The following is a 24,681-nucleotide window of genomic DNA, read 5'->3' on the forward strand; positions in this document are numbered from 1 at the left end:
AGTGCTTGGTGAGACCCCGGAGAGCGAAGCTCGAGGAGGCTCACTGCGCTCCCACGGAAAGGGAGTGATTTCCCGGAGCTCTTACCTCTGTTAAACATAACGGAAACAGTCCAAACATCTCGAAACTCAGTCTTCTGCTATAGGGAGCTTATATGAATATCAATACGGAACTTATCAACGCCTTTTGAAAGTAGTCACAATTCATATGATCTGACTTCCTGACACTACTCTCTATTTCATTTAAGAGATCAATTGAGTTTATTAATAGAGGGAACTGACTTTAAAACCAGTATCATATAAAACAGCACGATTTAAAAAAATACATAAAAAAGCAGCAGCTCCATTGAGCTGCTGCTTCTTAAAAGACAAACGTCTTATTATTATTCAGTAATTTTAGCTACAACGCCGGCGCCTACTGTACGGCCACCTTCACGGATAGAGAACTTAGTTCCATCTTCGATCGCGATTGGAGAGATAAGTTCTACAGTCATTTCTACGTTATCGCCAGGCATTACCATCTCTACGCCTTCTGGAAGTTGAATAACACCAGTTACGTCAGTTGTACGGAAGTAGAACTGAGGACGGTAGTTTGAGAAGAATGGAGTGTGACGTCCACCTTCGTCTTTTGAAAGAACGTAAACTTCTGCTTGGAACTTAGTGTGTGGAGTGATTGTACCAGGCTTAGCAAGTACTTGTCCACGGTTGATATCTTCACGGTTAACACCACGAAGAAGTGCGCCAATGTTGTCGCCAGCTTCAGCATAGTCAAGAAGCTTACGGAACATTTCAACACCAGTGATTGTAGTTTTGCGAGCTTCTGGAGCAAGACCGATGATTTCGATTTCGTCTCCAACTTTGATTTTACCACGCTCAACACGGCCAGTTGCTACTGTACCACGACCAGTGATCGAGAATACATCCTCAACAGGCATCATGAATGGCTGGTCAACGTCACGCTCTGGGTTTGGAATGTAGTCATCAACAGCGTCCATTAGATCATAGATCGCTTGCTCATACTTTTCTTCACCTTCAAGAGCTTTAAGAGCAGAACCGCTTACTACTGGTACATCGTCACCTTCGAAGTCATACTCAGAAAGAAGGTCGCGAACTTCCATTTCAACTAGTTCAAGTAGCTCTTCGTCGTCTACCATGTCAACTTTGTTAAGGAATACAACAATCGCAGGTACACCAACTTGACGAGAAAGAAGGATGTGCTCACGAGTCTGTGGCATTGGGCCATCAGCTGCAGATACAACTAGGATAGCTCCGTCCATTTGTGCTGCACCAGTGATCATGTTTTTAACATAGTCAGCGTGACCTGGGCAGTCAACGTGTGCATAGTGACGGTTTTCAGTTTCGTACTCAACGTGTGCAGTGGAGATAGTGATTCCACGCTCGCGCTCTTCAGGAGCACCGTCGATCATGTCATATGCCATTGCAGAACCAGAACCTGATCTTTTGTGAAGTACAGTTGTGATAGCTGCAGTTAGAGTTGTTTTACCGTGGTCAACGTGTCCAATAGTACCAATGTTAACGTGGTCTTTGGAACGGTCGAATTTTTCTTTACCCATTCTATATTTCCTCCTTTAAATAAAAACAAAGTTATTTTCAATTGATAATTTATTTGAAGCAAAGGAGTTTTAAAAAACTCCTAAGCTTACAATACAAGTTATACTTCAACTTAGCAAAAAAATCAATTACTCACCAGCATTTTTCTTGATGATTTCCTCAGAGATGCTCTTCGGAACTTCTTCATAGTGATCGAAATGCATAGTGTACGTTCCACGTCCCTGAGTGTTTGAACGAAGCGCAGTGGCATAACCGAACATTTCAGATAGTGGGACAAATGCTTTAACAACCTGAGCTGTACCACGAGTTTCCATACCTTCAACACGTCCGCGACGGGAAGTTACATCACCCATGATATCACCCATATATTCTTCAGGAATAACGACTTCTACTTTCATCATTGGTTCAAGAAGAACTGGTTTACATTTGTTTTTAGCTTCTTTAAGTGCCATAGATGCTGCAACTTTAAAGGCCATTTCGTTGGAGTCGACATCATGGTAAGAACCATCATATAGAGTAGCCTTAATGTCTACCATTGGGTATCCTGCTAATACTCCGTTTTCCATAGAATCTCTAATACCAGCTTCTACAGATGGAATGTATTCACGAGGAACTACACCACCAACGATTTTGTTTACGAATTCGTATCCAGCACCTTCATCGTTTGGCTCGAATTTAACCCAAACGTGACCGAATTGTCCACGACCACCGGACTGACGTACGAATTTACCTTCAACTTCCGCACTTCCGCGGAAAGTTTCACGGTATGCAACTTGTGGAGCACCAATGTTCGCTTCAACTTTAAACTCACGGCGCAGACGGTCAACGATGATGTCAAGGTGAAGTTCACCCATACCAGCGATGATTGTTTGACCAGTCTCTACGTTTGTTTCAGTCTGGAATGTTGGATCCTCTTCAGCAAGTTTACCAAGTGCGATAGACATCTTGTCTTGATCGGCTTTAGATTTAGGCTCGATCGCAACAGAGATAACCGGCTCAGGGAATTCCATAGACTCAAGAATAACAAGACTCTTCTCATCACATAGAGTATCACCTGTTCCAGTGTCTTTCAGTCCAACAGCACCGGCGATATCTCCGGCATATACAGTAGAAATCTCTTCACGGGAGTTAGCATGCATTTGCAGGATACGACCTACGCGCTCACGCTTATCCTTAGTAGCGTTTTTCACGTATGAACCAGAGTTAAGTGTACCAGAGTAAACACGGAAGAATGTAAGTTTACCAACATAAGGGTCGGTTGCTACTTTAAATGCTAAAGCAGAAAACGGCTCTTTATCGTCAGGCTTACGAACAACTTGTTCCTCTGTTTGTGGTACGTGACCTTCAATCGGAGGTACGTCTAACGGAGATGGAAGATAATCAATAACTCCATCAATCAAAAGTTGTACACCCTTGTTTTTGAAAGCAGAACCACAGAATACAGGATAGAAATCTACTGTTAGAGTGGCAGTACGAATGGCTACTTTCAACTCTTCATTAGTGATTTCTTCACCTTCTAGGTACTTCATCATCAAGTCTTCATCAAGTTCCGCAACTGCTTCTACAAGCAATCCACGATACTCTTCAGCTTGTTCTTTGTACTCATCCGGAATTGGACGAGCTTCTGCGCGTGTACCTAGATCATCAAGGTAATAGAATGCTTCCATAGTTACTAGATCGATGATTCCTTCGAAATCATCCTCTGCACCGATTGGAAGTTGAACTGCCGCAGCATTTGCTCCAAGGCGGTCTTTTAGAGTACCTAAGGAGTAAACGAAGTCCGCGCCAATTTTATCCATTTTGTTGATGAATACAATACGTGGCACGCCATAAGTTGTTGCTTGACGCCATACAGTTTCAGTTTGTGGTTCAACACCAGACTGAGCATCCAGTACAGCTACAGCACCATCAAGTACACGAAGGGAACGTTCAACTTCTACTGTGAAGTCTACGTGTCCTGGAGTATCAATGATGTTAATACGGTGGTCTCTCCACTGAGCAGTCGTAGCAGCGGAAGTGATTGTGATTCCGCGCTCCTGTTCCTGCTCCATCCAGTCCATCTGTGAAGCACCTTCGTGTGTTTCACCAATTTTGTGGATACGTCCTGTGTAGAAAAGAATACGCTCGGTGGCAGTCGTTTTACCGGCGTCAATGTGTGCCATGACACCGATATTACGAGTCCTTTCCAAGGAGAACTCTCTAGGCATGATTTTTTCTCCTTCCTGGTTGAAAGATTATTACGTTGATGATTACCAACGGTAGTGAGCGAATGCTTTGTTAGCTTCCGCCATTTTGTGCATATCTTCACGGCGCTTAACTGCTGCACCTGTGTTGTTTGCTGCATCTAGAATTTCATTAGCCAGGCGCTCTTCCATTGTCTTTTCTCCGCGTAGACGCGCATAGTTTACAATGAAACGCAGTCCTAGTGCTTGACGACGTTCTGGGCGTACCTCAACTGGTACTTGGTAGTTTGAACCACCCACACGACGAGCGCGTACTTCTAGTACTGGCGCTACGTTCTTCATCGCTTGTTCAAAAGCTTCCATAGCTTCATTTCCGCTACGTTCTTGAACAAGTTCGAAAGCTTTATAAAGAATTTTCTGAGCTTTACCGCGCTGTCCGTCAACCATGATTTGGTTGATTAAGCGAGTTACAAGCTTAGAGTTGTACATTGGATCTGGTAACACATCACGTTTTGCTACTGGTCCTTTACGTGGCATATGTTCCCCTCCCTTCCTTGTTGTTATTTACGAATAAATACGTTTAATTATTTTTTAGGCTTCTTGGTACCGTATTTAGAACGACCTTGCATACGGCCATCCACGCTTGCAGTATCAAGTGCACCACGAACGATGTGATAACGCACACCAGGTAAGTCTTTAACACGTCCGCCACGGATAAGAACAACACTGTGCTCTTGCAAGTTGTGGCCGATTCCAGGAATGTAGGCATTCACTTCGATTTGGTTAGTCAAACGAACACGAGCATACTTACGTAGTGCGGAGTTCGGTTTCTTCGGAGTCATTGTACCTACACGTGTGCAAACCCCACGTTTTTGTGGAGAAGACTGATCTGTCATACGCTTCTTATAGCTGTTATAGCCTTTGTTCAAAGCTGGAGAGTCAGTTTTCTTACCTTTGCTTACGCGTCCTTTACGTACTAATTGATTAATAGTTGGCATAATATTTATCCTCCCTTCCACTTTTTTTAATACCACACATCCAGGTGGTTCATAAAAAGGCAAAAAACAAAGCTTTCGCGATGATTCGCCAAAACTTTATTGCTTTATAGCCACGGTAGCAGCTCCAACATCAATGCCGCATGCGTTTCCTAATTCCTTCATAGATGTAACTCTTGTATGTGGAATGTTCAGCTGTGCAGCAAGATTAGCTACTTTCATTGTCATCGACTGATCAGCATCGTCAGCCGTCAAGACTTCAACCACTTCGCCGCTTTTCATAGCTTTGAGTGTTTGTTTGGTCCCAATCACTATCTCTGATTTAGCCTGTGCTACTTTTTCATAAGACATCTTCATATCCTCCAAAGTAACAAGGATAAACGGAAGCACCTTGATTATATTATCACTACCGAAAACTCATGTCAACCTGGTATTGAAAATAGTTTCACCTCAAGGTACTCCCGAACATTATCCTCTAATTACCTTCAGCTTTATATTAAGGCTGAGTTACTTCTTGAGCAGCTTCAGCTTTTACTTCTTTTTGTTCTGATTCTGCTTTGATTTTACGGTATCTCGTCATTCCTGTACCAGCAGGAACAAGTTTACCGATGATAACATTTTCTTTAAGTCCTAGTAATTCATCACGTTTACCTTTAATCGCTGCATCTGTCAGGACGCGAGTTGTTTCCTGGAAGGATGCGGCAGACAAGAAGCTGTCTGTTTCAAGCGATGCTTTAGTAATACCGAGAATAACTGGTCGGCCGACAGCCGGCTGGCCGCCTTCCATGAGAACTTTTTGGTTCGCTTCTTTGAACTGGTGAATTTCAAGCAAGGAACCTGGAAGTACATCCGTATCTCCAGAGTCAAGAACACGAACTTTACGAAGCATCTGGCGGACCATAACCTCTACGTGTTTATCGGAAATCTCAACACCTTGCATACGGTATACTTTTTGAACTTCTTTCAGCAGATACTCTTGAACTCCGTCCAACCCTTGAACAGTCAATAACTCTTTAGGGTCGATCGAACCTTCTGTAAGTGGTTCACCAGCTTCTACTTTATCGCCTTCGGAAACTTTCATCCTTGAGCCATAAGGAGCTGTGTAAGAGCGAGTTTCTACTTCGCCTTGAACAACAATTTCTTGTTTTTCTTTTACTTCTTTGATTTCGTGAACTGTACCCTGGATCTCTGAAATAACAGCTTGACCTTTAGGATTACGAGCTTCAACGATCTCTTGGATACGAGGAAGACCTTGCGTGATATCGTCTCCTGCTACCCCGCCTGTGTGGAAGGTACGCATGGTTAACTGTGTACCCGGCTCACCGATTGACTGGGCTGCAATGATACCGACGGCTTCTCCTACTTCTACCTCATCTCCAGTAGCTAAGTTACGGCCATAACATTTCTTACAAACACCGTGTTTCGTGTTACATGTAAAGGCTGAACGTATCACTACTTTTTCGACGCCCGCATCTACGATCTGCTTAGCGGCATCTTCGAAGATTACTTCATTACGAGAAGCAAGTACTTGGCCCGTTTCAGGGTGTTTCACTGTCTGGTAAGCGGTACGTCCGATTAAGCGATCAATAAGTGGTTCAATCATTTCAGTGCCTTCTCTTAGAGAACTTACAGGTAATCCACGATCGGTTCCACAATCTTCTTCACGGACGATTACATCCTGAGCCACATCCACTAGACGACGAGTCAAGTAACCTGAGTCGGCTGTCTTCAGTGCCGTATCGGCAAGACCTTTACGTGCACCGTGAGTAGAAATAAAGTACTCAAGTACAGTTAGACCTTCACGGAAGCTTGATTTGATCGGTAATTCAATGATTCGTCCAGCCGGGTTGGCCATCAAACCACGCATACCAGCAAGCTGAGTGAAGTTGGACGCGTTACCACGAGCTCCAGAGTCACTCATCATGAAGATAGGGTTACGCGGATTCAAGGAATTCATCAATCGATTTTGGATATTATCTTTACATGCTGACCAAATTTCGATAACGCGGTCGTAACGTTCTCCATCCGTAATCAAACCACGGCGGAATTGCTTAAGAACTTTATCGACCTTAGCCTGAGCTTCTTCAAGGATCTCTTGTTTTTCAGGTAATACAACAACGTCAGATACACCGACTGTAATACCTGCTTTTGTAGAATAAGCAAACCCTAGATCTTTCATACGGTCCAGCATTTTAGATGTTTCACTGATTGAGAAGCGTTTGAATACTTCCGCAATGATATCTCCAAGGATACCTTTCTTGAATGGAAGGACTTCATCGCGGCTGGCGATGTCTTTTCTTACGTCCGTACCTTTCTCGATAAAGTAGTGGTCTGGAGTTTTAATTTCAAGGTTTTCCTGCGTTGGTTCGTTCATATAAGGGAACGAGTTAGGAAGCATTTCATTGAAAATCAACTTACCGATTGATGTAACCAGCAATTGATTATTTTGAGCTTCTGTAAAGGTTTCGTTGTTTAAAGAGCTGGCTTGAACAGCTACACGAGTATGCAGATGTACATATCCATTTTGATAAGCCATAAGCGCTTCGTTCAAGTCTTTAACAACCATACCTTCTCCAACAGCGCCTATACGTTCTAAAGTAAGGTAATAGTTACCCAGTACCATATCCTGTGAAGGTGTTACGACCGGCTTACCATCTTTAGGGTTCAGGATGTTTTGAGCAGCAAGCATTAAAATACGTGCTTCAGCCTGAGCTTCTGATGATAATGGTACGTGAACAGCCATTTGGTCACCATCGAAGTCAGCGTTATATGCTGTACATACGAGCGGGTGAAGACGAATGGCGCGCCCTTCGACCAGTGTCGGTTCAAAGGCTTGAATACCTAAACGGTGTAACGTAGGTGCACGGTTTAGCAAGACTGGGTGTTCTTTAATGACATCTTCTAGAACGTCCCATACTTCAGGGTGCACACGCTCGATCTTACGTTTAGCTGATTTAATGTTATGAGCCAATCCTCGAGATACAAGCTCTTTCATAACGAATGGCTTAAATAATTCCAGTGCCATCTCTTTTGGCAGACCACACTGATACATTTTCAAATTAGGCCCTACAACGATTACTGAACGACCGGAATAGTCTACACGCTTACCTAATAGGTTTTGACGGAAACGCCCTTGCTTCCCTTTCAGCATATGAGAAAGAGACTTAAGCGGACGGTTTCCTGGTCCGGTAACTGGACGACCGCGGCGGCCGTTGTCAATTAGAGCATCGACTGCTTCTTGAAGCATACGCTTCTCATTTTGAACAATAATCGTAGGAGCACCAAGGTCAAGCAGGCGCTTCAAACGGTTGTTACGGTTAATGACACGACGATATAAATCGTTCAAGTCAGATGTTGCAAAACGTCCCCCGTCAAGCTGAACCATTGGGCGCAGCTCTGGCGGGATGACAGGAAGAACATCTAAAATCATCCATGATGGGTCATTTCCTGAATTACGGAACGACTCAAGTACTTCCAAACGCTTGATCGCACGAGTACGACGCTGACCCTGGGCGGTTTTCAGTTCTTCTTTTAACGTATCTACCTCACCATCAAGGTCGATATCGAAAAGGAGTTTACGGATGGCTTCAGCACCCATAGCTGCCTGGAAGCCTTGCCCGAATTTCTCGCGGTAAGAACGATATTCTTTTTCAGAAAGAAGCTGCTTTTTATCAAGGGCTGTTTCACCAGGTTCAGTTACAATATAAGCCGCAAAATAAATAACTTCTTCTAAAGCACGAGGAGACATATCAAGTACAAGCCCCATACGGCTCGGAATACCTTTGAAGTACCAAATGTGAGAAACAGGGGCAGCTAATTCCAAGTGCCCCATACGCTCACGACGTACTTTTGCTTTTGTTACTTCGACGCCACAACGGTCACATACGACACCTTTGTAACGTACACGCTTATATTTTCCACAGTGACATTCCCAGTCTTTTTGAGGACCGAAAATTCTCTCACAGAACAAGCCGTCTTTCTCTGGCTTCAACGTACGATAATTGATAGTTTCTGGTTTCTTTACCTCACCATAAGACCAAGAACGAATCTTGTCTGGTGAAGCAAGACCAATTTTCATATATTCAAATCTATTAACATCTATCAAGGGGCTTACCTCCCTTTTAGTATCCAGGTTCTACCCTTAGCTTCAGGAAATCTTTTATTGTTCCTCTAGATTCATACTGTCGGATTCTTTGGTTTGTTCTTCTTCAATGTCTCGCATTTCAATCTCTTCGTCATCACCATCAAGTATCTTAACGTCCATACCTAAACTTTGAAGCTCTTTAATAAGAACTTTGAATGATTCTGGTACGCCTGGTTCAGGCACGTTATCACCTTTGACGATGGCTTCGTATGTTTTCACACGACCAACGACATCATCGGATTTAACGGTCAAGATTTCTTGTAAAGTATAGGCAGCACCATAAGCTTCAAGTGCCCATACCTCCATCTCACCAAAACGCTGTCCACCAAACTGTGCTTTACCACCAAGTGGCTGCTGGGTAACTAGTGAATAAGGTCCTGTAGAACGGGCGTGCAGCTTATCATCAACCATGTGGGCTAACTTAATCATATACATAACCCCTACAGATACACGGTTATCAAAAGGTTCGCCTGTACGGCCATCGTAAAGGATTGTTTTTGCATCGCGTGCCATTCCTGCTTCATCAAGAGTTTCCCAAACATCTTCCTCACGGGCACCATCGAATACCGGCGTCGCTACACGAAGTCCCAACTGGCGGGCAGCCATCCCTAAGTGTAATTCTAGTACTTGTCCGATGTTCATACGTGAAGGTACCCCTAATGGGTTAAGCATGATATCTACCGGTGTACCGTCAGGAAGGAAAGGCATATCTTCTTCAGGGAGAATTTTAGAAATAACACCTTTGTTACCGTGTCTTCCTGCCATCTTGTCCCCTTCAGAGATCTTACGCTTCTGAACGATATACGCACGAATCAACTGGTTGACCCCTGGTGGAAGTTCATCCCCGTCTTCACGGTTGAAAATCTTCACATCGAGGACAATTCCGCCTGCTCCGTGTGGTACACGAAGTGAAGTATCACGCACTTCTCGAGCTTTTTCTCCAAAGATTGCATGAAGCAGACGTTCTTCTGCAGAAAGTTCAGTTACCCCTTTAGGAGTTACTTTACCAACAAGAAGATCTCCATCACTTACTTCTGCACCTACTCGGATAATCCCCCGTTCATCCAAATCACGTAAAGCATCTTCCCCTACGTTAGGGATATCACGGGTGATTTCTTCTGGTCCCAGCTTCGTATCACGAGCTTCAGACTCATATTCTTCTATATGAATAGAGGTGTATACATCATCTTTCACAAGGCGTTCACTCATGATGATAGCATCCTCGTAGTTATATCCATCCCATGTCATAAAGGCGACAAGAGGGTTTTGACCGAGGGCTAATTCACCCATATCCATAGATGGACCGTCAGCCAGGATTTCTCCAGTAGTGACGCGGTCACCTTTTGCTACAATCGGGCGCTGGTTGTAACAGCTTCCCTGGTTGGAGCGGATGAATTTTTGAAGACGGTAACGGTCTAAGTCACCTTCTGTTTCTCTTCCGTCTACTTCAGAAATACGGCGCACGAGCACTTCTTTGGCTTCAACGCGCTCAACAATACCGTCATGACGGCAAATGACTGCTGCACCTGAATCTTTACCAGATACATACTCCATTCCAGTTCCGACAATCGGAGCATCCGGCTGAAGCAAAGGTACTGCTTGACGCTGCATGTTCGCACCCATCAGGGAACGGTTGGAGTCATCGTTTTCCAAGAATGGAATACAAGCTGTCGCAGCCGAAACTACCTGTTTAGGAGATACGTCCATGTAGTCTAAGCGATCGCGAGCAACTACGGTGTTTTCCCCGCGGAAACGAGCGATAACCTCTGGATCTGTAAAAGCTCCATCTTCTTCAAGTTTCGCGTTCGCTTGCGCCACAACATAGTTATCTTCTTCATCAGCCGTTAAATAATCGATCTGAGCCGTTACTTTGCTCGTTTCAGGATCCACTCGACGATACGGTGTTTCGATGAAACCGAACTCGTTAACTTTAGCGTAAGAAGACAGTGAGTTGATCAGACCAATGTTCGGTCCTTCAGGCGTTTCGATCGGACACATACGACCATAGTGGGAATAGTGTACGTCACGAACTTCAAAGCCGGCACGTTCACGCGTCAGACCACCGGGTCCAAGCGCAGATAGACGACGTTTGTGCGTCAATTCTGCAAGAGGGTTCGTCTGATCCATGAACTGGGAAAGCTGAGAGCTTCCGAAGAACTCTTTGATCGATGCAATAACAGGACGAATATTAATCAATTGCTGTGGTGTAATTGAAGACGTATCTTGAATAGACATACGCTCACGTACCACACGCTCCATACGGGATAAACCGATACGGAATTGGTTCTGCAGTAATTCACCTACTGAACGAAGACGACGGTTACCTAAGTGGTCAATATCATCTGTTCCACCTACATCGTGCAGCAAGTTAAAGAAATAACTGATTGAAGATAAGATGTCAGCTGGAGTGATATTCTTCACGTCTTTATCAATATTAGCATTGCCGATTACGTTGATAGAGCGTTCCCCTTCTGGATCAGTAGGGTCTACTATTTTCACAGACTGAACACGAATCGGCTCTTCTAATACTCCCTCAACAGGGTCAAGCGAGCGTTCGCTGGTGGTTTCTTCTTCGTTATCGAAATGCGGAATTAATTTATCCAGCAAACGACGGTCGATTTTCGAACCTTTTTCTGCTAAAACTTCACCTGTTTGTTCGTCTACTAACGTCTCTGCAAGAGTCTGGTTGAACAAACGATCTTTAATGTGAAGCTTTTTATTCATTTTATAACGACCTACTCTAGCAAGGTCGTAACGCTTAGGATCAAAGAAACGAGAAACTAGTAAGCTTTTTGCATTTTCTACTGTCGGCGGTTCGCCAGGGCGTAGACGCTCATAAATCTCAAGCAATGCTTTTTCGCTGTTTTCTGTGTTATCTTTTTCCAGTGTATTTTTCAAGTACTCATTTTCACCGATCAAATCAGTAATTTCTTGATCTGTTCCGAATCCTAGAGCACGAAGCAATACAGTAATCGGGAGCTTACGAGTACGGTCGATTCGAACGTGGACTACATCTTTTGCGTCCGTTTCGAATTCTAACCATGCCCCGCGGTTCGGAATTACAGTAGCCGAATAACCGCGCTTCCCGTTCTTATCTATTTTTTTGTTGAAATACACGCTTGGTGAACGAACAAGCTGAGAAACGATAACACGCTCGGCACCATTAATGACGAAGGTACCAGTATCGGTCATCAGTGGGAAATCTCCCATGAATACCTCTTGCTCTTTCACTTCGCCTGTCTCATTATTTAGTAGACGAACTTTCACACGAAGCGGTGCATTATACGTTACGTCCCGATCTTTTGACTCATCGACTGGATACTTTGGCTCGCCTAAGCTGTAGTCTACAAATTCTAGTGATAGATTACCTGTGAAATCCTCAATCGGCGAGATGTCTTTGAACATCTCTTTCAAACCTTCTTTTAAGAACCATTCATAAGAAGCGGTTTGTATTTCGATTAAGTTGGGTAATTCTAATACCTCACTGATACGTGCGTAACTTCTGCGTTGGCGGTGTCGTCCATATTGAACTAGTTGACCTGTCAACTGATTCACCCCTTCAAACAAGCATTTTTATAACGAAAAAAGGGTTCGGCAAAGACATGCCGAACAGGCTTGCGGTTGATCTTGCCACAAGCGCTATTTATCAAACATCCGCATGTTGGCAGATGGTGTTTCTTCATTTCTCTCTAACGTTAGACAAAAAAGAAAAAGGGTTTTCAACCAAAAACCTCATTTCGATTTACATGTACGATTTACCATTCTATCCACTTTTTAAAAAAATATACACTGTTTTTTAAAAAAGGACTTGACACCCAATGGTCATATTGGCATTTTTCAATAATAGCACAAATGAGATAGAGCGTCAAACTTTTATAGACTTTAAGACATGATAGCCTTTCTTCCTAACGACTACCTCCGTGTGACCAAACAACTCTTCAAGCTTCTCCTTTGCTGAAGGAGCCCCTTGTTTCTTTTGAATGACCACCCATAACTCTCCGCCCGGAAGCAAAGCTTCTGCTGCTTCGGTGAACATGCTGTGAACTACTTGTTTACCTGCGCGGATGGGAGGATTGGTAAGGATCGCCGCAAACGAACGGTCGTCTATATTGGAAAATCGATCACTTTCTTTAATAGATACATTCTTCACGTGGTTTTGCTCAGCATTCCGTTCTGCTAAGGTCAGGGCTCTCTCATTCACATCGACCATCACAATATGACGATCATGAAAAAATTTCCCCAGAGCTAAGCCGATCGGCCCGTAGCCGCAGCCCAGGTCAAGAATATCACCATCGACTTCCGGCAGCGTAAAAGCCTCAATTAACTCACGCGACCCGAAATCTACTTCAGATTTTGAGAAGACGGCATGATCAGTCGTAAAAGTAAAGGGATTCCCTTTCAAAGAGAAAGACCATGTGCGTTCATCGCTTTTCGCCTCTGTTTTTTTTGAATAATAATGTTCAGCCATTAAGAACACCTTCTTGAAAAAAATAAGAAAAAGAAAGCTCGCCGATAATCAGCGAGCTTAACTTATTTCATGCAATTACTTAACTTCTACAGAAGCTCCAGCTTCTTCTAGCTTAGCTTTAACTTCTTCAGCTTCTTCTTTAGCAACGCCTTCTTTGATAGCGCCAGGAGCGTTATCAACTAGCTCTTTTGCATCTTTAAGACCAAGACCAGTGATTTCGCGAACTGCTTTAACTACTTTGATCTTAGAGCTTCCAGCAGATTGTAGTACTACATCAAATTCAGTTTGCTCTTCTTCAGCTTCGCCACCTGCAGCAGCACCACCAGCAGCAACTGGAGCTGCAGCAGTTACACCAAATTCTTCTTCAATTGCTTTAACTAGGTCGTTAAGCTCAAGAACAGTCATTTCTTTAATCGCTTCGATAATTTGTTCGTTAGACATGAGAAATTTCCTCCTTAGATTTTAAAATAAATTTTTATTCATTCAAACATGTGTGTTAACTTACGCGCTTTCTTCTTCTTCTTTTTGTTCTGCAATTGCTTTTGTAGCATAAGCAAAGTTGCGAACTGGAGCTTGAATCACGCTTAGGAACATAGATACAAGACCTTCGTAGCTTGGAAGAGTAGCAAGTTCCTTGATTTGATCAAGAGTTGCAACCTGTCCTTCAATCACTCCACCTTTAAGTTCAAGGTTTTGGTGATCTTTTGCAAAGTTGTTAAGAACTTTTGCTGGGGATACAGCGTCGTCTTCACTGAATGCTAAAGCAGTCGGTCCAACAAGAACTTCATCCAGTTCAGTAAGATCTGTTTCAGCAGTCGCACGGCGAGTCATTGTGTTTTTATACACTTTGAACTCAACTCCTGCTTCACGAAGCTGCGCACGAAGCTCTGTTACTTCAGCAACACTTAGTCCGCGGTAATCTACAAGTACTGCAGACTTACTGTTACGGAATTTGTCAGCAATTTCAGTTACAACCTGCTGCTTTTGCTCAATAATTTTGCTCATCGTTCCACCTCCTAATAACTTAATGACTTATCATACCGATGGGAGTTCGTGCTTCACAAAATAAAAAGTACCTCCACAAGACATGGAGGTACGTATGTCAGAACAGGTCGATGAAAAGCTGTCCTGTTTATGCACACACCTCGGCAGGAAATTAAGCGGGATCCGCACCTGCTGTCTTCGGTATAACGTATTCAATTTATACAACGTTTCTAATTATAAGAAATTAAAAACGGAAAGTCAACCATTATTTATTACTTCACGAAGCCGGATACATCAACTTTGATTCCAGGCCCCATTGTAGAAGATACGGCAGCATTACGCATGTAGGTACCTTTTGAAGCTTGAGGCTTAGCTTTCACTAACTGATCAGTGATTGCTTTGAAGTTCTCAACAAGCTTTTCTTGATCGAAAGAAGCTTTTCCAATAGGTACATGGATGTTAGCCGCTTTATCGACACGGTATTCTACTTTACCTGCTTTAATTTCATTAACTGCTTTTTCAACTTCAAAAGTAACTGTTCCTGTTTTAGGGTTCGGCATAAGTCCTTTTGGTCCAAGTACTCGACCAAGCTTACCAACTTCAGCCATCATATCAGGTGTTGCAACAACTACGTCGAAATCGAACCATCCTTGATTAATTTGGCTGATCAAGTCTTGTTCTCCTACGTAGTCAGCTCCAGCAGCTTCTGCTTCTTTCGCTTTATCACCTTTAGCGAAAACTAGAACGCGCTGAGTCTTACCTGTACCGTGTGGAAGCACCATTGCTCCACGGATTTGCTGGTCTGCTTTCTTAGGGTCAACCCCAAGACGGAAAGCCGCTTCAACAGTTTCATCAAAGCTCGCCTTTGATGTTTCTTTCACAAGACTAACTGCTTCTTGTACTTCATAAGCTTTTGTACGGTCAACAAGTTTTTGTAGTTCTTGTTGCTTTTTGCTTTTTTTAGCCATTTTTATTTCCTCCTCATTGTGGTTTTAACGGATTAACCTCCCACGAATAAAGGTTGCGAACCTAGGATCACTCCTGTTTCGCAACCTTTAACTCCATTAGAGTGACGCTGTGGGATTAGTCTTCAACTGTGATTCCCATACTGCGCGCTGTACCTTCAACCATGCGCATTGCAGCTTCAACGTCAGCAGCATTCAAGTCAGGCATTTTTGTTTCAGCGATTTCTTTTACTTGATCGCGTTTAACAGAAGCTACCTTGTTACGGTTTGGCTCACCTGAACCTGATTCGATTCCGGCTGCTTTCTTAAGCAGAACAGCAGCTGGTGGAGTTTTTGTAACAAATGTAAAAGAACGATCTTCAAAAACAGAGATCTCTACGGGAATGATCATTCCTGCTTGATCTTGTGTTTTAGCGTTAAATTCTTTACAGAAGCCCATGATATTAATACCCGCTTGTCCTAGTGCCGGTCCTACCGGTGGAGCTGGGTTCGCTTTACCTGCTGGAATCTGTAGCTTTACAACTTTAATAACTTTTTTAGCCACGAGACACACCTCCTTAAAGTCCGTGATGTGGTAATAGGGTTTTCCCCTCCCACTCATTTACAATATGCGTTAACGCCTCTTCCTCGAGGCACATAATGAACATAAGAATTTTAGCATCTATTCAAACATATTGCAAGGGTGAGAGAGAATTTATAATTTTTCTATTTGTGAGAAATCTAATTCAACCGGAGTTTCACGGCCGAACATATTGACATGTACTTTGACTTTCTGCTTATCGACATCAATCGATTCGATGGTGCCGGTAAAGTTGGCGAACGGCCCTTCTTTTACAGTGACGCTCTCTTTTATATCAAAATCGATATCTGCTTTAGAAGGCTCCTTCATTCCCATGCGTTTAAGCACGGTATCTGCTTCTTCAGGCAAGAGAGGGATTGGCTTTGATCCGGAACCAGTCGAGCCAACGAAGCCAGTGACTCCAGGAGTATTTCGAACGACATACCAGGAGTCGTCTGTCATGACCATTTCAGCGATGACATAACCCGGGAACACCTTTTTCTTATTCACTTTACGTTTACCATTTTTGATTTCAGTTTCTTCATCTTCAGGAACAAGTACACGAAAGATCTTGTCTTCCATTCCCATTGACTCGACTCGTTTTTCTAAGTTGGTCTTCACTTTGTTTTCATAACCTGAATACGTGTGGACCACATACCATCTTTTTTCCATTTATGCAGGACAAGCGGCTTGCCCTTCCCTCCCTTATCGATCGTATTAAAAAGATTTCCAACATGAAAAAACCCGTTAAACGGGTTTTTTGCAACAAGACTATTATCTAGTATATCACAAATTTGACTGTACTATTAGCTCGGAATGAGTTCAAGTATTTGTGTGATGCCTAAGTCTACTACCGCAAAAAACACGGCTACAAAAGCTACAGTAAAAAGTACGGTAATCGTATACCTCGTTAATTCCTGCCCTTTAGGCCAGCTCACTTTACGCATTTCGCGAGATACATTTTTAAAGAACTTGATCATACTGATACTACCCCCAAACTTACGCCCACCGGCTTCATCCTCTATTTCGTTTCACGGTGAAGTGTATGTTCACTACACGTTTTGCAAAACTTGCGAACTTCTAAACGTTCGGACTGATTCGAGCGATTTATATTTGTAGTATAATTACGGCTTAAACATTTGGTACAGGCAAGAATAACTTTTTTTCTCAACGACAGTCACCTCATTTCAGAGGTATATTCACTTTCACTAATGTAGCACGCTTACTATCTAGTGTCAATTCACGTTTTGTTAAGTAGTTTCTGAGAACTCTATATACCTCTCAAGCTTACGTTTCACCCGCTGCAGTGCATTATCTATTGACTTGATATGCCGGTTCAGCTCAACTGAAATCTCCTGATACGTCTTCCCATCTAAATATAGCGCCAATACTTTCTGCTCGAGGTCGCTTAACAGCTCAGAGATTTTTTCTTCTATGTCTCCAAATCTTTCTTTGTTGACCATCAACTCCTGAGGGTCGATAGCTTTCGAGCCAGCTATGACATCAAGGAGGGTGCGATCTGCTTCTTCATCAAAAATAGGCTTGTCCAGTGAGACGTATGAATTTAGTGGAATGTGTTTTTGACGAGTGGCCGTTTTAATAGCGGTAATAATCTGACGGGTAACACACAGTTCAGCAAAGGCTTTGAAAGAAGAGAGTTTGTCTCCCTGATAATCACGGATAGCCTTATACAGACCGATCATCCCTTCTTGCACAATGTCTTCCCGATCTGCGCCAATGAGGAAATACGTCCGGGCTTTAGCACGAACGAAATTTTTGTACTTGTCAATCAAAAAATCCAGCGCCTGGACTTGTCCCAGATTGATTCTTTCTATTATTTCTTCGTCATCAAGTCTACTAAAATCCAACTTCTCGATGCCTGTCTTCGTTTGTCCGATGCTCACACAGGATCCCTCCGACTTAGATTCCTAAATATAGAAATATTATACAGTAAGCGTTTCAAAAGCGTCAATAAGGCGAAAGCTATTTATCGCCTCGTCTCCACTTCTCAAAAATATCACGTATTTCTTTATTCATCGGGATTTTAGACTGATATTTTAATTGTTTATGAGATTCAACATCTTTTTTTATTTCTTGTTGAATATTGGTCAATTCAATGTACAATTCCCTTGCTGATTTCCTAAAAGCGCCCTGAGCAAAGATCGTCCGCTGTTCTGCATAGTCAGACGTTGCTACATAGACTTTGGTCCGCACATCATTCAATTCACCAGCCAGCTTTTCGATCCTCTCATCTGCTGTTTCATTTTCTTTTGTATAAATGACTTCCACATTGAAATTCTTTTGTTTATTTTCAAGACCTCTGACGTGGTAGGCATCAAACACGATAATTAAGCGGACGCCCGTGTAGGACTGGTACTCAGCCAGCATTTCGACAAGGAGCTGTCTGGCTTGTCCTAGGTCTGTATCTTTCATTTTTTTGAGATCCGGCCAAGCACCAATGATATTATAGCCATCTACTAATAAGACATTCATCTCTTAATCCCCTAGAGGGTGACGCTTCCTGTAGACTTCATACATCAGTAATGAAGCAGCCACTGATGCGTTTAGCGAAGTGACTTGTCCAGCCATCGGCAGACTCACAGTCCAATCGCATTTATCTTTTGTCAGACGGCTCATTCCTTTGCCTTCGCTTCCGATCACTAAGGCTATTGCCATTTTTCCGTCAAGCTGACGATAATCCTCGGTGCCTTCTGCATCTGTGCCGACGACCCACACAAACCGCTCCTTCAGATCATCGATCGTCCGTGACAGGTTCGTTACTCTGGCTACTGGAATATATTCAATCGCTCCTGTGGAGGTCTTAGCGACGGTCGAAGTCAAGCCTACCGAGCGCCGCTTCGGAATAATCACCCCGTGAGCCCCGCTGGCGTCAGCCGTTCGTAAAATGGAACCTAAGTTATGAGGATCTTCGATTTCATCTAAAATAATAAAAAACGGCTCTTCCCCTTTAGACTCGGCCCGTGCAAAAAGGTCATCGATGTCACTGTATTCATACGCGGCTACCGCGGCAATCACTCCCTGATGGTTGCCATCAGAAAGTTGATCGATCTTTTTCTTTGGGGCTTTCTGGACAAGCACCCCATGCTCTTTCGCCGTTTGTTCAATTTTCCGTAAAGCTTGCGGCTGCAGCTGATCGGATACAAACACTTTATTTATGGAGCGGCCTGACCTCATCGCCTCAAGGACTGGGTTTTTACCGATAATCCATTCATCACTCATGATTTGCTTCTCCTTTCCTCGACAATTTGTATAGCGGAATCGATCAGCTCTTGCAGGCGTTCCTCATTTCCGGATAAATAATGAAATCCAAGAACCGCTTCAAAAGCTGTCGAGTACCGATAAGTCTGTACATCGGTGTTTTTAGGAATGGTTCCTGATTTTGCGTTACGCCCTCGCCGTAAGACACCTTCTTCTTCTTCTGTCAGCATGCCCTGGTCATTCCATGCTTGTACGACTTTGGCCTGTGATTTTGCGGAAACAAACTGGACGGCTGTTCTATGCAGCTGCTCCGGTTTGATTTCTCCTTTTGCTAATAGGTGGCGGCGCACATAAAGTTCATAAACCCCGTCCCCCATATAAGCGAGCGCGAGGCTTTTCATTTGTTTAACGTTAGTGAATTCCATCAGGACCCTCGTTTCCAGCGAGTACCTTGAGCTGTATCTTCTAATACGATATCACGGGCTTTCAATTCATCACGAATCTCATCTGCTCGTGCGAAGTTCCTATCTTTACGCGCCTGCTTTCTTTCTTCGATAAGCGCATCGATTTCTTCATCAAGCAATTCATCGTCCTGTTTTATGACAAGCCCCAGCACTCCTGTCAGTTCTTCGATCGTTTGGATGAAACGTTCAATCACTTCGGTATGCGTTTGATCAGATTTGAGATACAGGTTAGCCGCCTTCGTAACATCAAATAAAACAGATATCGCATTCGCAGTATTGAAATCGTCATCCATTTCAGCAATGAATTGCTGCTTGTATTTTTCGATATCCTCGAGCCATTTATCGTTGTCTTCCGTTAAATCAAGACTTGAAGCTTCCCGGTGCTTCAAGTTTTCATATGCGTTACGGATACGATCGAAGCTGTTCTTAGCTCCCCCCAATAGCTCATCACTAAAATTGATTGGATGACGATAATGGACGCTGAGCATAAAGAACCTGATGACCTGTGGATCATGCTTTTTGACGAGGTCATGAGCCAGCACAAAGTTCCCGAGTGATTTTGACATTTTTTCGTTCTCAATATTAATATACCCATTATGCAGCCAATAACGAGCAAATGAAGAACCATTATTCGCTTCAGATTGAGCAATTTCATTTTCGTGGTGAGGGAAGGTCAAATCCTGACCGCCTGCATGGATATCAATCGTATCCCCGAGATACTTCTTCGCCATCGCTGAGCATTCGATATGCCAGCCAGGACGGCCGCTTCCCCATGGACTTTCCCAGGAGATCTCTTCAGCCTTCGCATCTTTCCATAAGGTGAAATCCAAAGGGTCTTCTTTTTTCTCGCCTACTTCAATACGAGCTCCTGACCTCAGCTCATCTATCGACTGGTGGGAGAGCTTGCCATACTGATCAAAGGAACGTGTGCGGAAATACACATCTCCTTCCGATTCATAAGCGTATCCCTTGTCGATCAACCCCTGGATAAATTCAATGATTTCATTCATATTTTCAGTGACACGCGGGTGGTGGACGGCTTCCTTCACTCCCAGTGCACCGACATCTTCCTTATAAGCATCAATAAAGCGATTCGCGATATCCGGGACCTCTTCTCCCATTTCGTTAGCGGCTTTAATGAGCTTATCATCGACATCTGTAAAATTTAATACGTACTGTACATCATACCCTCGATACTCAAAATACCTTCTGACCGTATCAAATACGATCGCAGGACGGGCATTTCCGATGTGGATATAGTTGTATACGGTAGGACCGCACACGTACATCTTTACTTTTCCTTCTTCTAACGGTGTAAACGTTTCTTTGGCTCGCGTGAGTGTATTATAAACTTTTATGCTCATGCTCTTTCGCTCCTTTTTCCTCTTTTTCCAACTGCAGACACAGATTCTTTATCTCTTCTTCCATTTCATTCAACCGATCGTAGACGGGGTCTGGAAGTTTATGGTGATCTAAGTCCTTCTGGCGGATTTTCTTGCCATCCTGAACGACTACATGACCAGGGATCCCAACGACCGTGGAATTATCTGGGACATCCTTAAGTACGACAGAACCGGCCCCTATCTTGGAATTTGCCCCTATTGTAATCGAACCTAATACTTTAGCTCCCGTTGCGACTAAGGAATTGTCCTTTAACGTCGGGTGACGTTTGCCTTTCTCTTTGCCTGTGCCTCCAAGAGTAACCCCCTGAAACAACGTTACATTATCACCGATTTCACAAGTTTCACCGATGACAACTCCCATACCATGATCTATGAAAAATCTCCGGCCGATTTTAGCTCCCGGATGGATTTCGATTCCTGTAAAGAAACGGCTGATTTGTGATATTAGTCGTGCTAAAAAGAAAAATTTCCTTTTATAGATGGCATGAGCGACTCGATGTGCCCAAGTGGCATGAAGTCCCGAATACGTCAAAATGACTTCAATATAGGAACGCGCAGCCGGGTCTTGGTCAAAAACGACATCTACATCTTCTTTAAACAACTTGAAAAGCCCCATTTGTCTACCTCCTTTGAGTAGTCATAAGAACCATGCCTTCTAAATAGAAAAAAACGCGCCTCTGTGCTCGATCGCACAGAGGCGCGTTTAAGCGCGGTTCCACTCTGTTTAGGAACTACTTTCATTCCTATCTTGGCCTGGATAACGGCAGGAACCGCCCTAGCCTACTGAATTCGACAAGGGACTCAGAGGTGCATTTCAGAATCGCCCCTTAAAATCACTTTCAGCCCAGGTGATTATCTCTAAGTAAGGGGAAGAATTCTTACTTCTCCTCTTCAACGTTTCATATTGGTATCTTAACTATATGATAAAAACTGAAATTTGTGAACACATTAGCCTTGGATTTGGTTCAAAGCATCATTGAGACGAATGGTCACAGTTTCTAATCCTAATAGACGAATCGCATTTGGAAGTTCTGGCCCGTGGGTCTGTCCTGTCGTTGCCACTCGGATCGGCATGAACAGCTTCTTCCCTTTGTAGCCGGTTTCCTTTTGCACAGCTTTGACCTGAGCTTTAATGTTTTCAGGCGTCCATTCCTCAAGTTCAGCAAGCTTAGTTTTGAAAACTTCCAGCACTTCAGGGACTTGCTCGCCGCGAAGAACTTCCAGAGCAGCCTCGTCGTACTGAATTTCTTTTCTGAAAAAGAGGTCTGTAAGTTCCACGATTTCTGCTCCGTAGCTAAGCTGTTCGTGGTAGAGGGAGATCAATTCATGCGTCCATTCACGCGTTTCCTCCTTCATCTCCCCAGGAACGCGGCCCGCTTTGATTAAATGAGGAAGGGTTAAATCAACGACACGCTCTAAGCTGGAAGCTTTTATATACTGATTGTTCATCCATTTAAGTTTGGCGGCATCAAAGATGGCCGGGGACGTGGAAAGACGCTCTGCGTCAAAGATATCCACTAATTTGTCTTGAGTGAAGATCTCTTCCTCTCCTACTGGTGACCATCCTAATAGCGTAATAAAATTAAATAAAGCTTCAGGTAAATATCCTAAGTTCTTATATTGTTCAATAAACTGGAGGATATGCTCATCTCTCTTGCTGAGCTTTTTACGGTTTTCATTAAGAATCAATGTCATATGACCGAACTTTGGCGGCTCCCATCCAAACGCTTCATACACCATCATTTGTTTTGGAGTATTGGAAATATGCTCCTCACCACGCAGTACGTGGCTGATTTCCATCAGATGATCATCTACAGCTACGGCAAAATTATAGGTCGGCGTTCCGTTTTTCTTCACGATGACCCAGTCACCGAAATCACTGGATTCAAACGAGATTTTATCACGTACAATATCGTTAAATACATACGTATAGTTCTCAGGGACACGAATCCGTATACTCGGCTGACGACCTTCTTCTTCAAACTGTTTGATCTGCTCGGCAGTCAGGTCACGATGGGCTCCTGAATACTTAGGCGCTTCGCCACGAGCGATTTGTGCTTCTCGCTCCGCTTCCAGCTCTTCTTCCGTAACATAGCATTTATAAGCTAAGCCGCGTTCAAGCAGCTCGTCTACATATTTCTTATACAGGTCCAGACGTTCCATCTGGCGGTATGGACCGTAATTGCCGCCGATATCTGCCCCTTCATCCCAGTCGATGCCAAGCCATTTCAAATAATTCAATTGACTCTCTTCTCCGCCAGCAACATTACGCTTTGCGTCAGTGTCCTCTACACGGATGATGAATTTCCCTCCCGCGTTCCTTGCGAATAAATAGTTAAATAAAGCTGTACGAGCATTCCCTATATGAAGGTTCCCCGTTGGGCTCGGCGCATAGCGCACACGTACTTCGTTACTCATAATTTTATACCCCTTCCATTTTCCGTTCTTCATCTTTTTTCATTCTATCATTAATTCCCTAAGCTTGTGGATTCTTTTGCAGAAGCACTACAGCCTGAGATGCCATTCCTTCCTTACGTCCGGTAAAGCCTAGCTTTTCAGTAGTGGTAGCTTTCACATTGATTTTTCCAGGTTCGCTTTCTAACAATGAGGCGATGTTCTGACGGATTTCTTCAATGTATGGAGCCATTTTAGGAGACTGGGCGATTACCGTACAATCCAGGTTTCCGAGTTCATATCCTTGCTCGGTTACAAACCCCCATACCTCTTTCAAAAGCTCGCCAGAATCTGCATCTTTAAAAGAATCATCGGTATCTGGGAAGTGGCGGCCGATATCTCCCTCACCAATAGCACCTAAGCAAGCGTCAGCTATCGTATGCAGTAAAACGTCCGCATCCGAGTGGCCAAGAAGTCCTTGGTCATGTGGAATAGTGATTCCTCCGACGATACATGGGCGATTATCTGCAAATTGATGAACGTCAAACCCCTGTCCGATCCTGATCATGGATTTATTCGCATCCTTTCTAGTTTCACCTTGTTTGACGTAGGATTCGGCTTTTGCCAAATCTTCAGGTGTAGTTAATTTTATATTATCGTAGCTTCCTTCAACGATCTCGACTTTATAATGTAAACGTTCCACAAGTGAAGCATCATCCGTTCCATAATACCCGGAGTCTTTCGCCGAGTTGTGGGCTTCATTAATCAGATCATAGGCGAAGCCCTGTGGAGTCTGAGCCGCCCACAACGTATGCCGGTCCAGCGTATTCAATCGTCCGTTATCCTTTTGTTTAATGGTGTCCGTTACCGGTACGGCGAGCAAACCAGCTCTGTTCCTACCTACAACTTCCGCCAGCTCATGAAGGTGTTTTGTTTTTACAAAAGGCCGTGCGCCATCGTGGATGAACACAGGCTGGTGTTTAAGCTTTATGGCTTGAAGCCCTTCATAAACGCTGTCCTGGCGTTCTATTCCACCATTAACGAGTTGGACCTTTTGGATGAGTGAATGCTCTTTGAGCAGATTCTTCATTTGCGTATGTTCTTGTTCATTGGTCACGAGCACAATCTCATTACACCAAGTATCCTGAACAAAAACCGTCAGTGTATGTATGATCAAAGGTACATCATTAATCATGAGAAACTGTTTGTTTTGACCAGCCAGCATTCTTTTCCCCTGGCCTGCAGCTAATATTATTGCTGTGTAATTTATCATCAGAACCATCCTAAATCATCAAACTTAGTGATGAAGAGTGAAACAACAAAAGCGATAACAT

Annotated in this window: 23 protein-coding genes, 1 pseudogene and 2 other annotated features; all 24 genes and pseudogenes read right to left on the reverse strand. The window is 43.6% G+C overall.

Annotated elements, in window-relative coordinates; all coding sequences use genetic code 11:
- Positions 1-380: 380 nt before the first annotated feature.
- Entirely contained in the window at positions 381-1,571 is a 1,191-nt protein-coding gene (gene tuf / locus LF817_RS17940) for an elongation factor Tu (RefSeq protein WP_253937189.1), read from the reverse strand.
- Between the two features lie 126 nt (positions 1,572-1,697).
- Positions 1,698-3,776, reverse strand: coding sequence for an elongation factor G (gene fusA, locus LF817_RS17945; RefSeq protein WP_253937190.1), 2,079 nt, complete (start codon positions 3,774-3,776; stop codon positions 1,698-1,700).
- Between the two features lie 42 nt (positions 3,777-3,818).
- Positions 3,819-4,289 (reverse strand): 30S ribosomal protein S7, encoded by a 471-nt coding sequence (gene rpsG / locus LF817_RS17950; RefSeq protein WP_253937191.1) that lies wholly within the window; start codon positions 4,287-4,289, stop codon positions 3,819-3,821.
- 47 nt (positions 4,290-4,336) lie between these two features.
- Entirely contained in the window at positions 4,337-4,750 is a 414-nt protein-coding gene (gene rpsL / locus LF817_RS17955; protein WP_253937192.1) for a 30S ribosomal protein S12, read from the reverse strand.
- A gap of 96 nt (positions 4,751-4,846) precedes the next feature.
- Entirely contained in the window at positions 4,847-5,098 is a 252-nt protein-coding gene (locus LF817_RS17960) for a 50S ribosomal protein L7ae-like protein (protein WP_253937215.1), read from the reverse strand.
- A gap of 145 nt (positions 5,099-5,243) precedes the next feature.
- Positions 5,244-8,852 (reverse strand): DNA-directed RNA polymerase subunit beta', encoded by a 3,609-nt coding sequence (gene rpoC / locus LF817_RS17965; RefSeq protein WP_253937193.1) that lies wholly within the window; start codon positions 8,850-8,852, stop codon positions 5,244-5,246.
- A 54-nt stretch (positions 8,853-8,906) separates the two neighbouring features.
- Entirely contained in the window at positions 8,907-12,437 is a 3,531-nt protein-coding gene (gene rpoB / locus LF817_RS17970; RefSeq protein WP_253937194.1) for a DNA-directed RNA polymerase subunit beta, read from the reverse strand.
- A 319-nt stretch (positions 12,438-12,756) separates the two neighbouring features.
- A complete protein-coding gene (locus LF817_RS17975; RefSeq protein WP_253937195.1) occupies positions 12,757-13,359 on the reverse strand; it encodes a class I SAM-dependent methyltransferase in 603 nt (200 codons plus the stop codon).
- A 75-nt stretch (positions 13,360-13,434) separates the two neighbouring features.
- The gene (gene rplL / locus LF817_RS17980; RefSeq protein ID WP_253937196.1) at positions 13,435-13,800 is read right to left on the reverse strand and encodes a 50S ribosomal protein L7/L12; all 366 of its coding nucleotides are present in this window, start codon (positions 13,798-13,800) and stop codon (positions 13,435-13,437) included.
- A gap of 60 nt (positions 13,801-13,860) precedes the next feature.
- Positions 13,861-14,364 carry a 50S ribosomal protein L10 gene (gene rplJ, locus LF817_RS17985; protein ID WP_253937197.1) on the reverse strand — a complete coding sequence of 168 codons (504 nt, stop codon included), beginning with the start codon at positions 14,362-14,364 and terminating at the stop codon, positions 13,861-13,863.
- Between the two features lie 52 nt (positions 14,365-14,416).
- Positions 14,417-14,563: a sequence feature (ribosomal protein L10 leader region), on the reverse strand.
- 52 nt (positions 14,564-14,615) lie between these two features.
- Positions 14,616-15,311 carry a 50S ribosomal protein L1 gene (gene rplA, locus LF817_RS17990; RefSeq protein ID WP_253937198.1) on the reverse strand — a complete coding sequence of 232 codons (696 nt, stop codon included), beginning with the start codon at positions 15,309-15,311 and terminating at the stop codon, positions 14,616-14,618.
- 115 nt (positions 15,312-15,426) lie between these two features.
- Positions 15,427-15,852, reverse strand: a complete 426-nt coding sequence (gene rplK, locus LF817_RS17995) for a 50S ribosomal protein L11 (protein WP_101847060.1) — start codon at positions 15,850-15,852, stop codon at positions 15,427-15,429.
- A 150-nt stretch (positions 15,853-16,002) separates the two neighbouring features.
- A complete protein-coding gene (nusG, locus tag LF817_RS18000; protein ID WP_253937199.1) occupies positions 16,003-16,539 on the reverse strand; it encodes a transcription termination/antitermination protein NusG in 537 nt (178 codons plus the stop codon).
- Positions 16,540-16,673: 134 nt separating this feature from the next.
- The gene (gene secE, locus LF817_RS18005) at positions 16,674-16,853 is read right to left on the reverse strand and encodes a preprotein translocase subunit SecE (protein ID WP_253937216.1); all 180 of its coding nucleotides are present in this window, start codon (positions 16,851-16,853) and stop codon (positions 16,674-16,676) included.
- 35 nt (positions 16,854-16,888) lie between these two features.
- Positions 16,889-17,038 carry a 50S ribosomal protein L33 gene (rpmG, locus tag LF817_RS18010; protein ID WP_253937200.1) on the reverse strand — a complete coding sequence of 50 codons (150 nt, stop codon included), beginning with the start codon at positions 17,036-17,038 and terminating at the stop codon, positions 16,889-16,891.
- Positions 17,039-17,117: 79 nt separating this feature from the next.
- Positions 17,118-17,771 (reverse strand): RNA polymerase sporulation sigma factor SigH, encoded by a 654-nt coding sequence (gene sigH / locus LF817_RS18015; RefSeq protein WP_253937201.1) that lies wholly within the window; start codon positions 17,769-17,771, stop codon positions 17,118-17,120.
- A 79-nt stretch (positions 17,772-17,850) separates the two neighbouring features.
- The gene (locus tag LF817_RS18020; protein ID WP_253937202.1) at positions 17,851-18,360 is read right to left on the reverse strand and encodes an NYN domain-containing protein; all 510 of its coding nucleotides are present in this window, start codon (positions 18,358-18,360) and stop codon (positions 17,851-17,853) included.
- A gap of 3 nt (positions 18,361-18,363) precedes the next feature.
- On the reverse strand, positions 18,364-19,107 hold the full coding sequence (gene rlmB, locus LF817_RS18025; protein WP_253937203.1) for a 23S rRNA (guanosine(2251)-2'-O)-methyltransferase RlmB: 744 nt from the start codon (positions 19,105-19,107) through the stop codon (positions 18,364-18,366).
- Positions 19,104-19,511 (reverse strand): Mini-ribonuclease 3, encoded by a 408-nt coding sequence (locus LF817_RS18030; RefSeq protein ID WP_305882263.1) that lies wholly within the window; start codon positions 19,509-19,511, stop codon positions 19,104-19,106. The genes rlmB and LF817_RS18030 overlap by 4 nt, the downstream gene beginning before the upstream one ends.
- Complete coding sequence (gene cysS, locus LF817_RS18035) at positions 19,511-20,914, reverse strand: cysteine--tRNA ligase (protein ID WP_253937204.1); 1,404 nt, start codon at positions 20,912-20,914, stop codon at positions 19,511-19,513. The genes LF817_RS18030 and cysS overlap by 1 nt, the downstream gene beginning before the upstream one ends.
- Positions 20,895-21,569 (reverse strand): serine O-acetyltransferase, encoded by a 675-nt coding sequence (gene cysE / locus LF817_RS18040; protein WP_253937205.1) that lies wholly within the window; start codon positions 21,567-21,569, stop codon positions 20,895-20,897. Before cysE ends, cysS begins: the two co-directional genes overlap by 20 nt.
- A gap of 74 nt (positions 21,570-21,643) precedes the next feature.
- Positions 21,644-21,857 (reverse strand) — a binding site (T-box leader).
- 44 nt (positions 21,858-21,901) lie between these two features.
- A complete protein-coding gene (gene gltX, locus LF817_RS18045; protein WP_253937206.1) occupies positions 21,902-23,371 on the reverse strand; it encodes a glutamate--tRNA ligase in 1,470 nt (489 codons plus the stop codon).
- Positions 23,372-23,429: 58 nt separating this feature from the next.
- Positions 23,430-23,915 (reverse strand): 2-C-methyl-D-erythritol 2,4-cyclodiphosphate synthase, encoded by a 486-nt coding sequence (gene ispF, locus LF817_RS18050; protein ID WP_253937218.1) that lies wholly within the window; start codon positions 23,913-23,915, stop codon positions 23,430-23,432.
- Positions 23,916-23,960: 45 nt separating this feature from the next.
- A pseudogene (ispD, locus tag LF817_RS18055) lies at positions 23,961-24,629 on the reverse strand (2-C-methyl-D-erythritol 4-phosphate cytidylyltransferase); the annotation flags it as partial.
- Positions 24,630-24,681: the final 52 nt, after the last annotated feature.

The sequence above is a fragment of the Halobacillus sp. A1 genome (genome assembly GCF_024189295.1).
Lineage (GTDB): Bacteria > Bacillota > Bacilli > Bacillales > Halobacillaceae > Halobacillus_A.

What these genes read in the sequence shown, in the direction of transcription:
- LF817_RS17975 (WP_253937195.1), bottom strand. Translation starts at nt 13,359, where the DNA reads ATGGCTGAACATTATTATTCAAAAAAAACAGAGGCGAAAAGCGATGAA.
- cysE (WP_253937205.1), bottom strand. Translation starts at nt 21,569, where the DNA reads ATGGGGCTTTTCAAGTTGTTTAAAGAAGATGTAGATGTCGTTTTTGAC.
- LF817_RS18030 (WP_305882263.1), bottom strand. Translation starts at nt 19,511, where the DNA reads ATGGAATTCACTAACGTTAAACAAATGAAAAGCCTCGCGCTCGCTTAT.
- LF817_RS17960 (WP_253937215.1), bottom strand. Translation starts at nt 5,098, where the DNA reads ATGTCTTATGAAAAAGTAGCACAGGCTAAATCAGAGATAGTGATTGGG.
- gltX (WP_253937206.1), bottom strand. Translation starts at nt 23,371, where the DNA reads ATGAGTAACGAAGTACGTGTGCGCTATGCGCCGAGCCCAACGGGGAAC.
- rlmB (WP_253937203.1), bottom strand. Translation starts at nt 19,107, where the DNA reads ATGAGTGATGAATGGATTATCGGTAAAAACCCAGTCCTTGAGGCGATG.
- rpsL (WP_253937192.1), bottom strand. Translation starts at nt 4,750, where the DNA reads ATGCCAACTATTAATCAATTAGTACGTAAAGGACGCGTAAGCAAAGGT.
- LF817_RS18020 (WP_253937202.1), bottom strand. Translation starts at nt 18,360, where the DNA reads ATGAATGTCTTATTAGTAGATGGCTATAATATCATTGGTGCTTGGCCG.
- rplL (WP_253937196.1), bottom strand. Translation starts at nt 13,800, where the DNA reads ATGTCTAACGAACAAATTATCGAAGCGATTAAAGAAATGACTGTTCTT.
- cysS (WP_253937204.1), bottom strand. Translation starts at nt 20,914, where the DNA reads ATGAGCATAAAAGTTTATAATACACTCACGCGAGCCAAAGAAACGTTT.
- fusA (WP_253937190.1), bottom strand. Translation starts at nt 3,776, where the DNA reads ATGCCTAGAGAGTTCTCCTTGGAAAGGACTCGTAATATCGGTGTCATG.
- rplA (WP_253937198.1), bottom strand. Translation starts at nt 15,311, where the DNA reads ATGGCTAAAAAAAGCAAAAAGCAACAAGAACTACAAAAACTTGTTGAC.
- nusG (WP_253937199.1), bottom strand. Translation starts at nt 16,539, where the DNA reads ATGGAAAAAAGATGGTATGTGGTCCACACGTATTCAGGTTATGAAAAC.
- rplJ (WP_253937197.1), bottom strand. Translation starts at nt 14,364, where the DNA reads ATGAGCAAAATTATTGAGCAAAAGCAGCAGGTTGTAACTGAAATTGCT.
- ispF (WP_253937218.1), bottom strand. Translation starts at nt 23,915, where the DNA reads ATGATCAGGATCGGACAGGGGTTTGACGTTCATCAATTTGCAGATAAT.
- rpsG (WP_253937191.1), bottom strand. Translation starts at nt 4,289, where the DNA reads ATGCCACGTAAAGGACCAGTAGCAAAACGTGATGTGTTACCAGATCCA.
- tuf (WP_253937189.1), bottom strand. Translation starts at nt 1,571, where the DNA reads ATGGGTAAAGAAAAATTCGACCGTTCCAAAGACCACGTTAACATTGGT.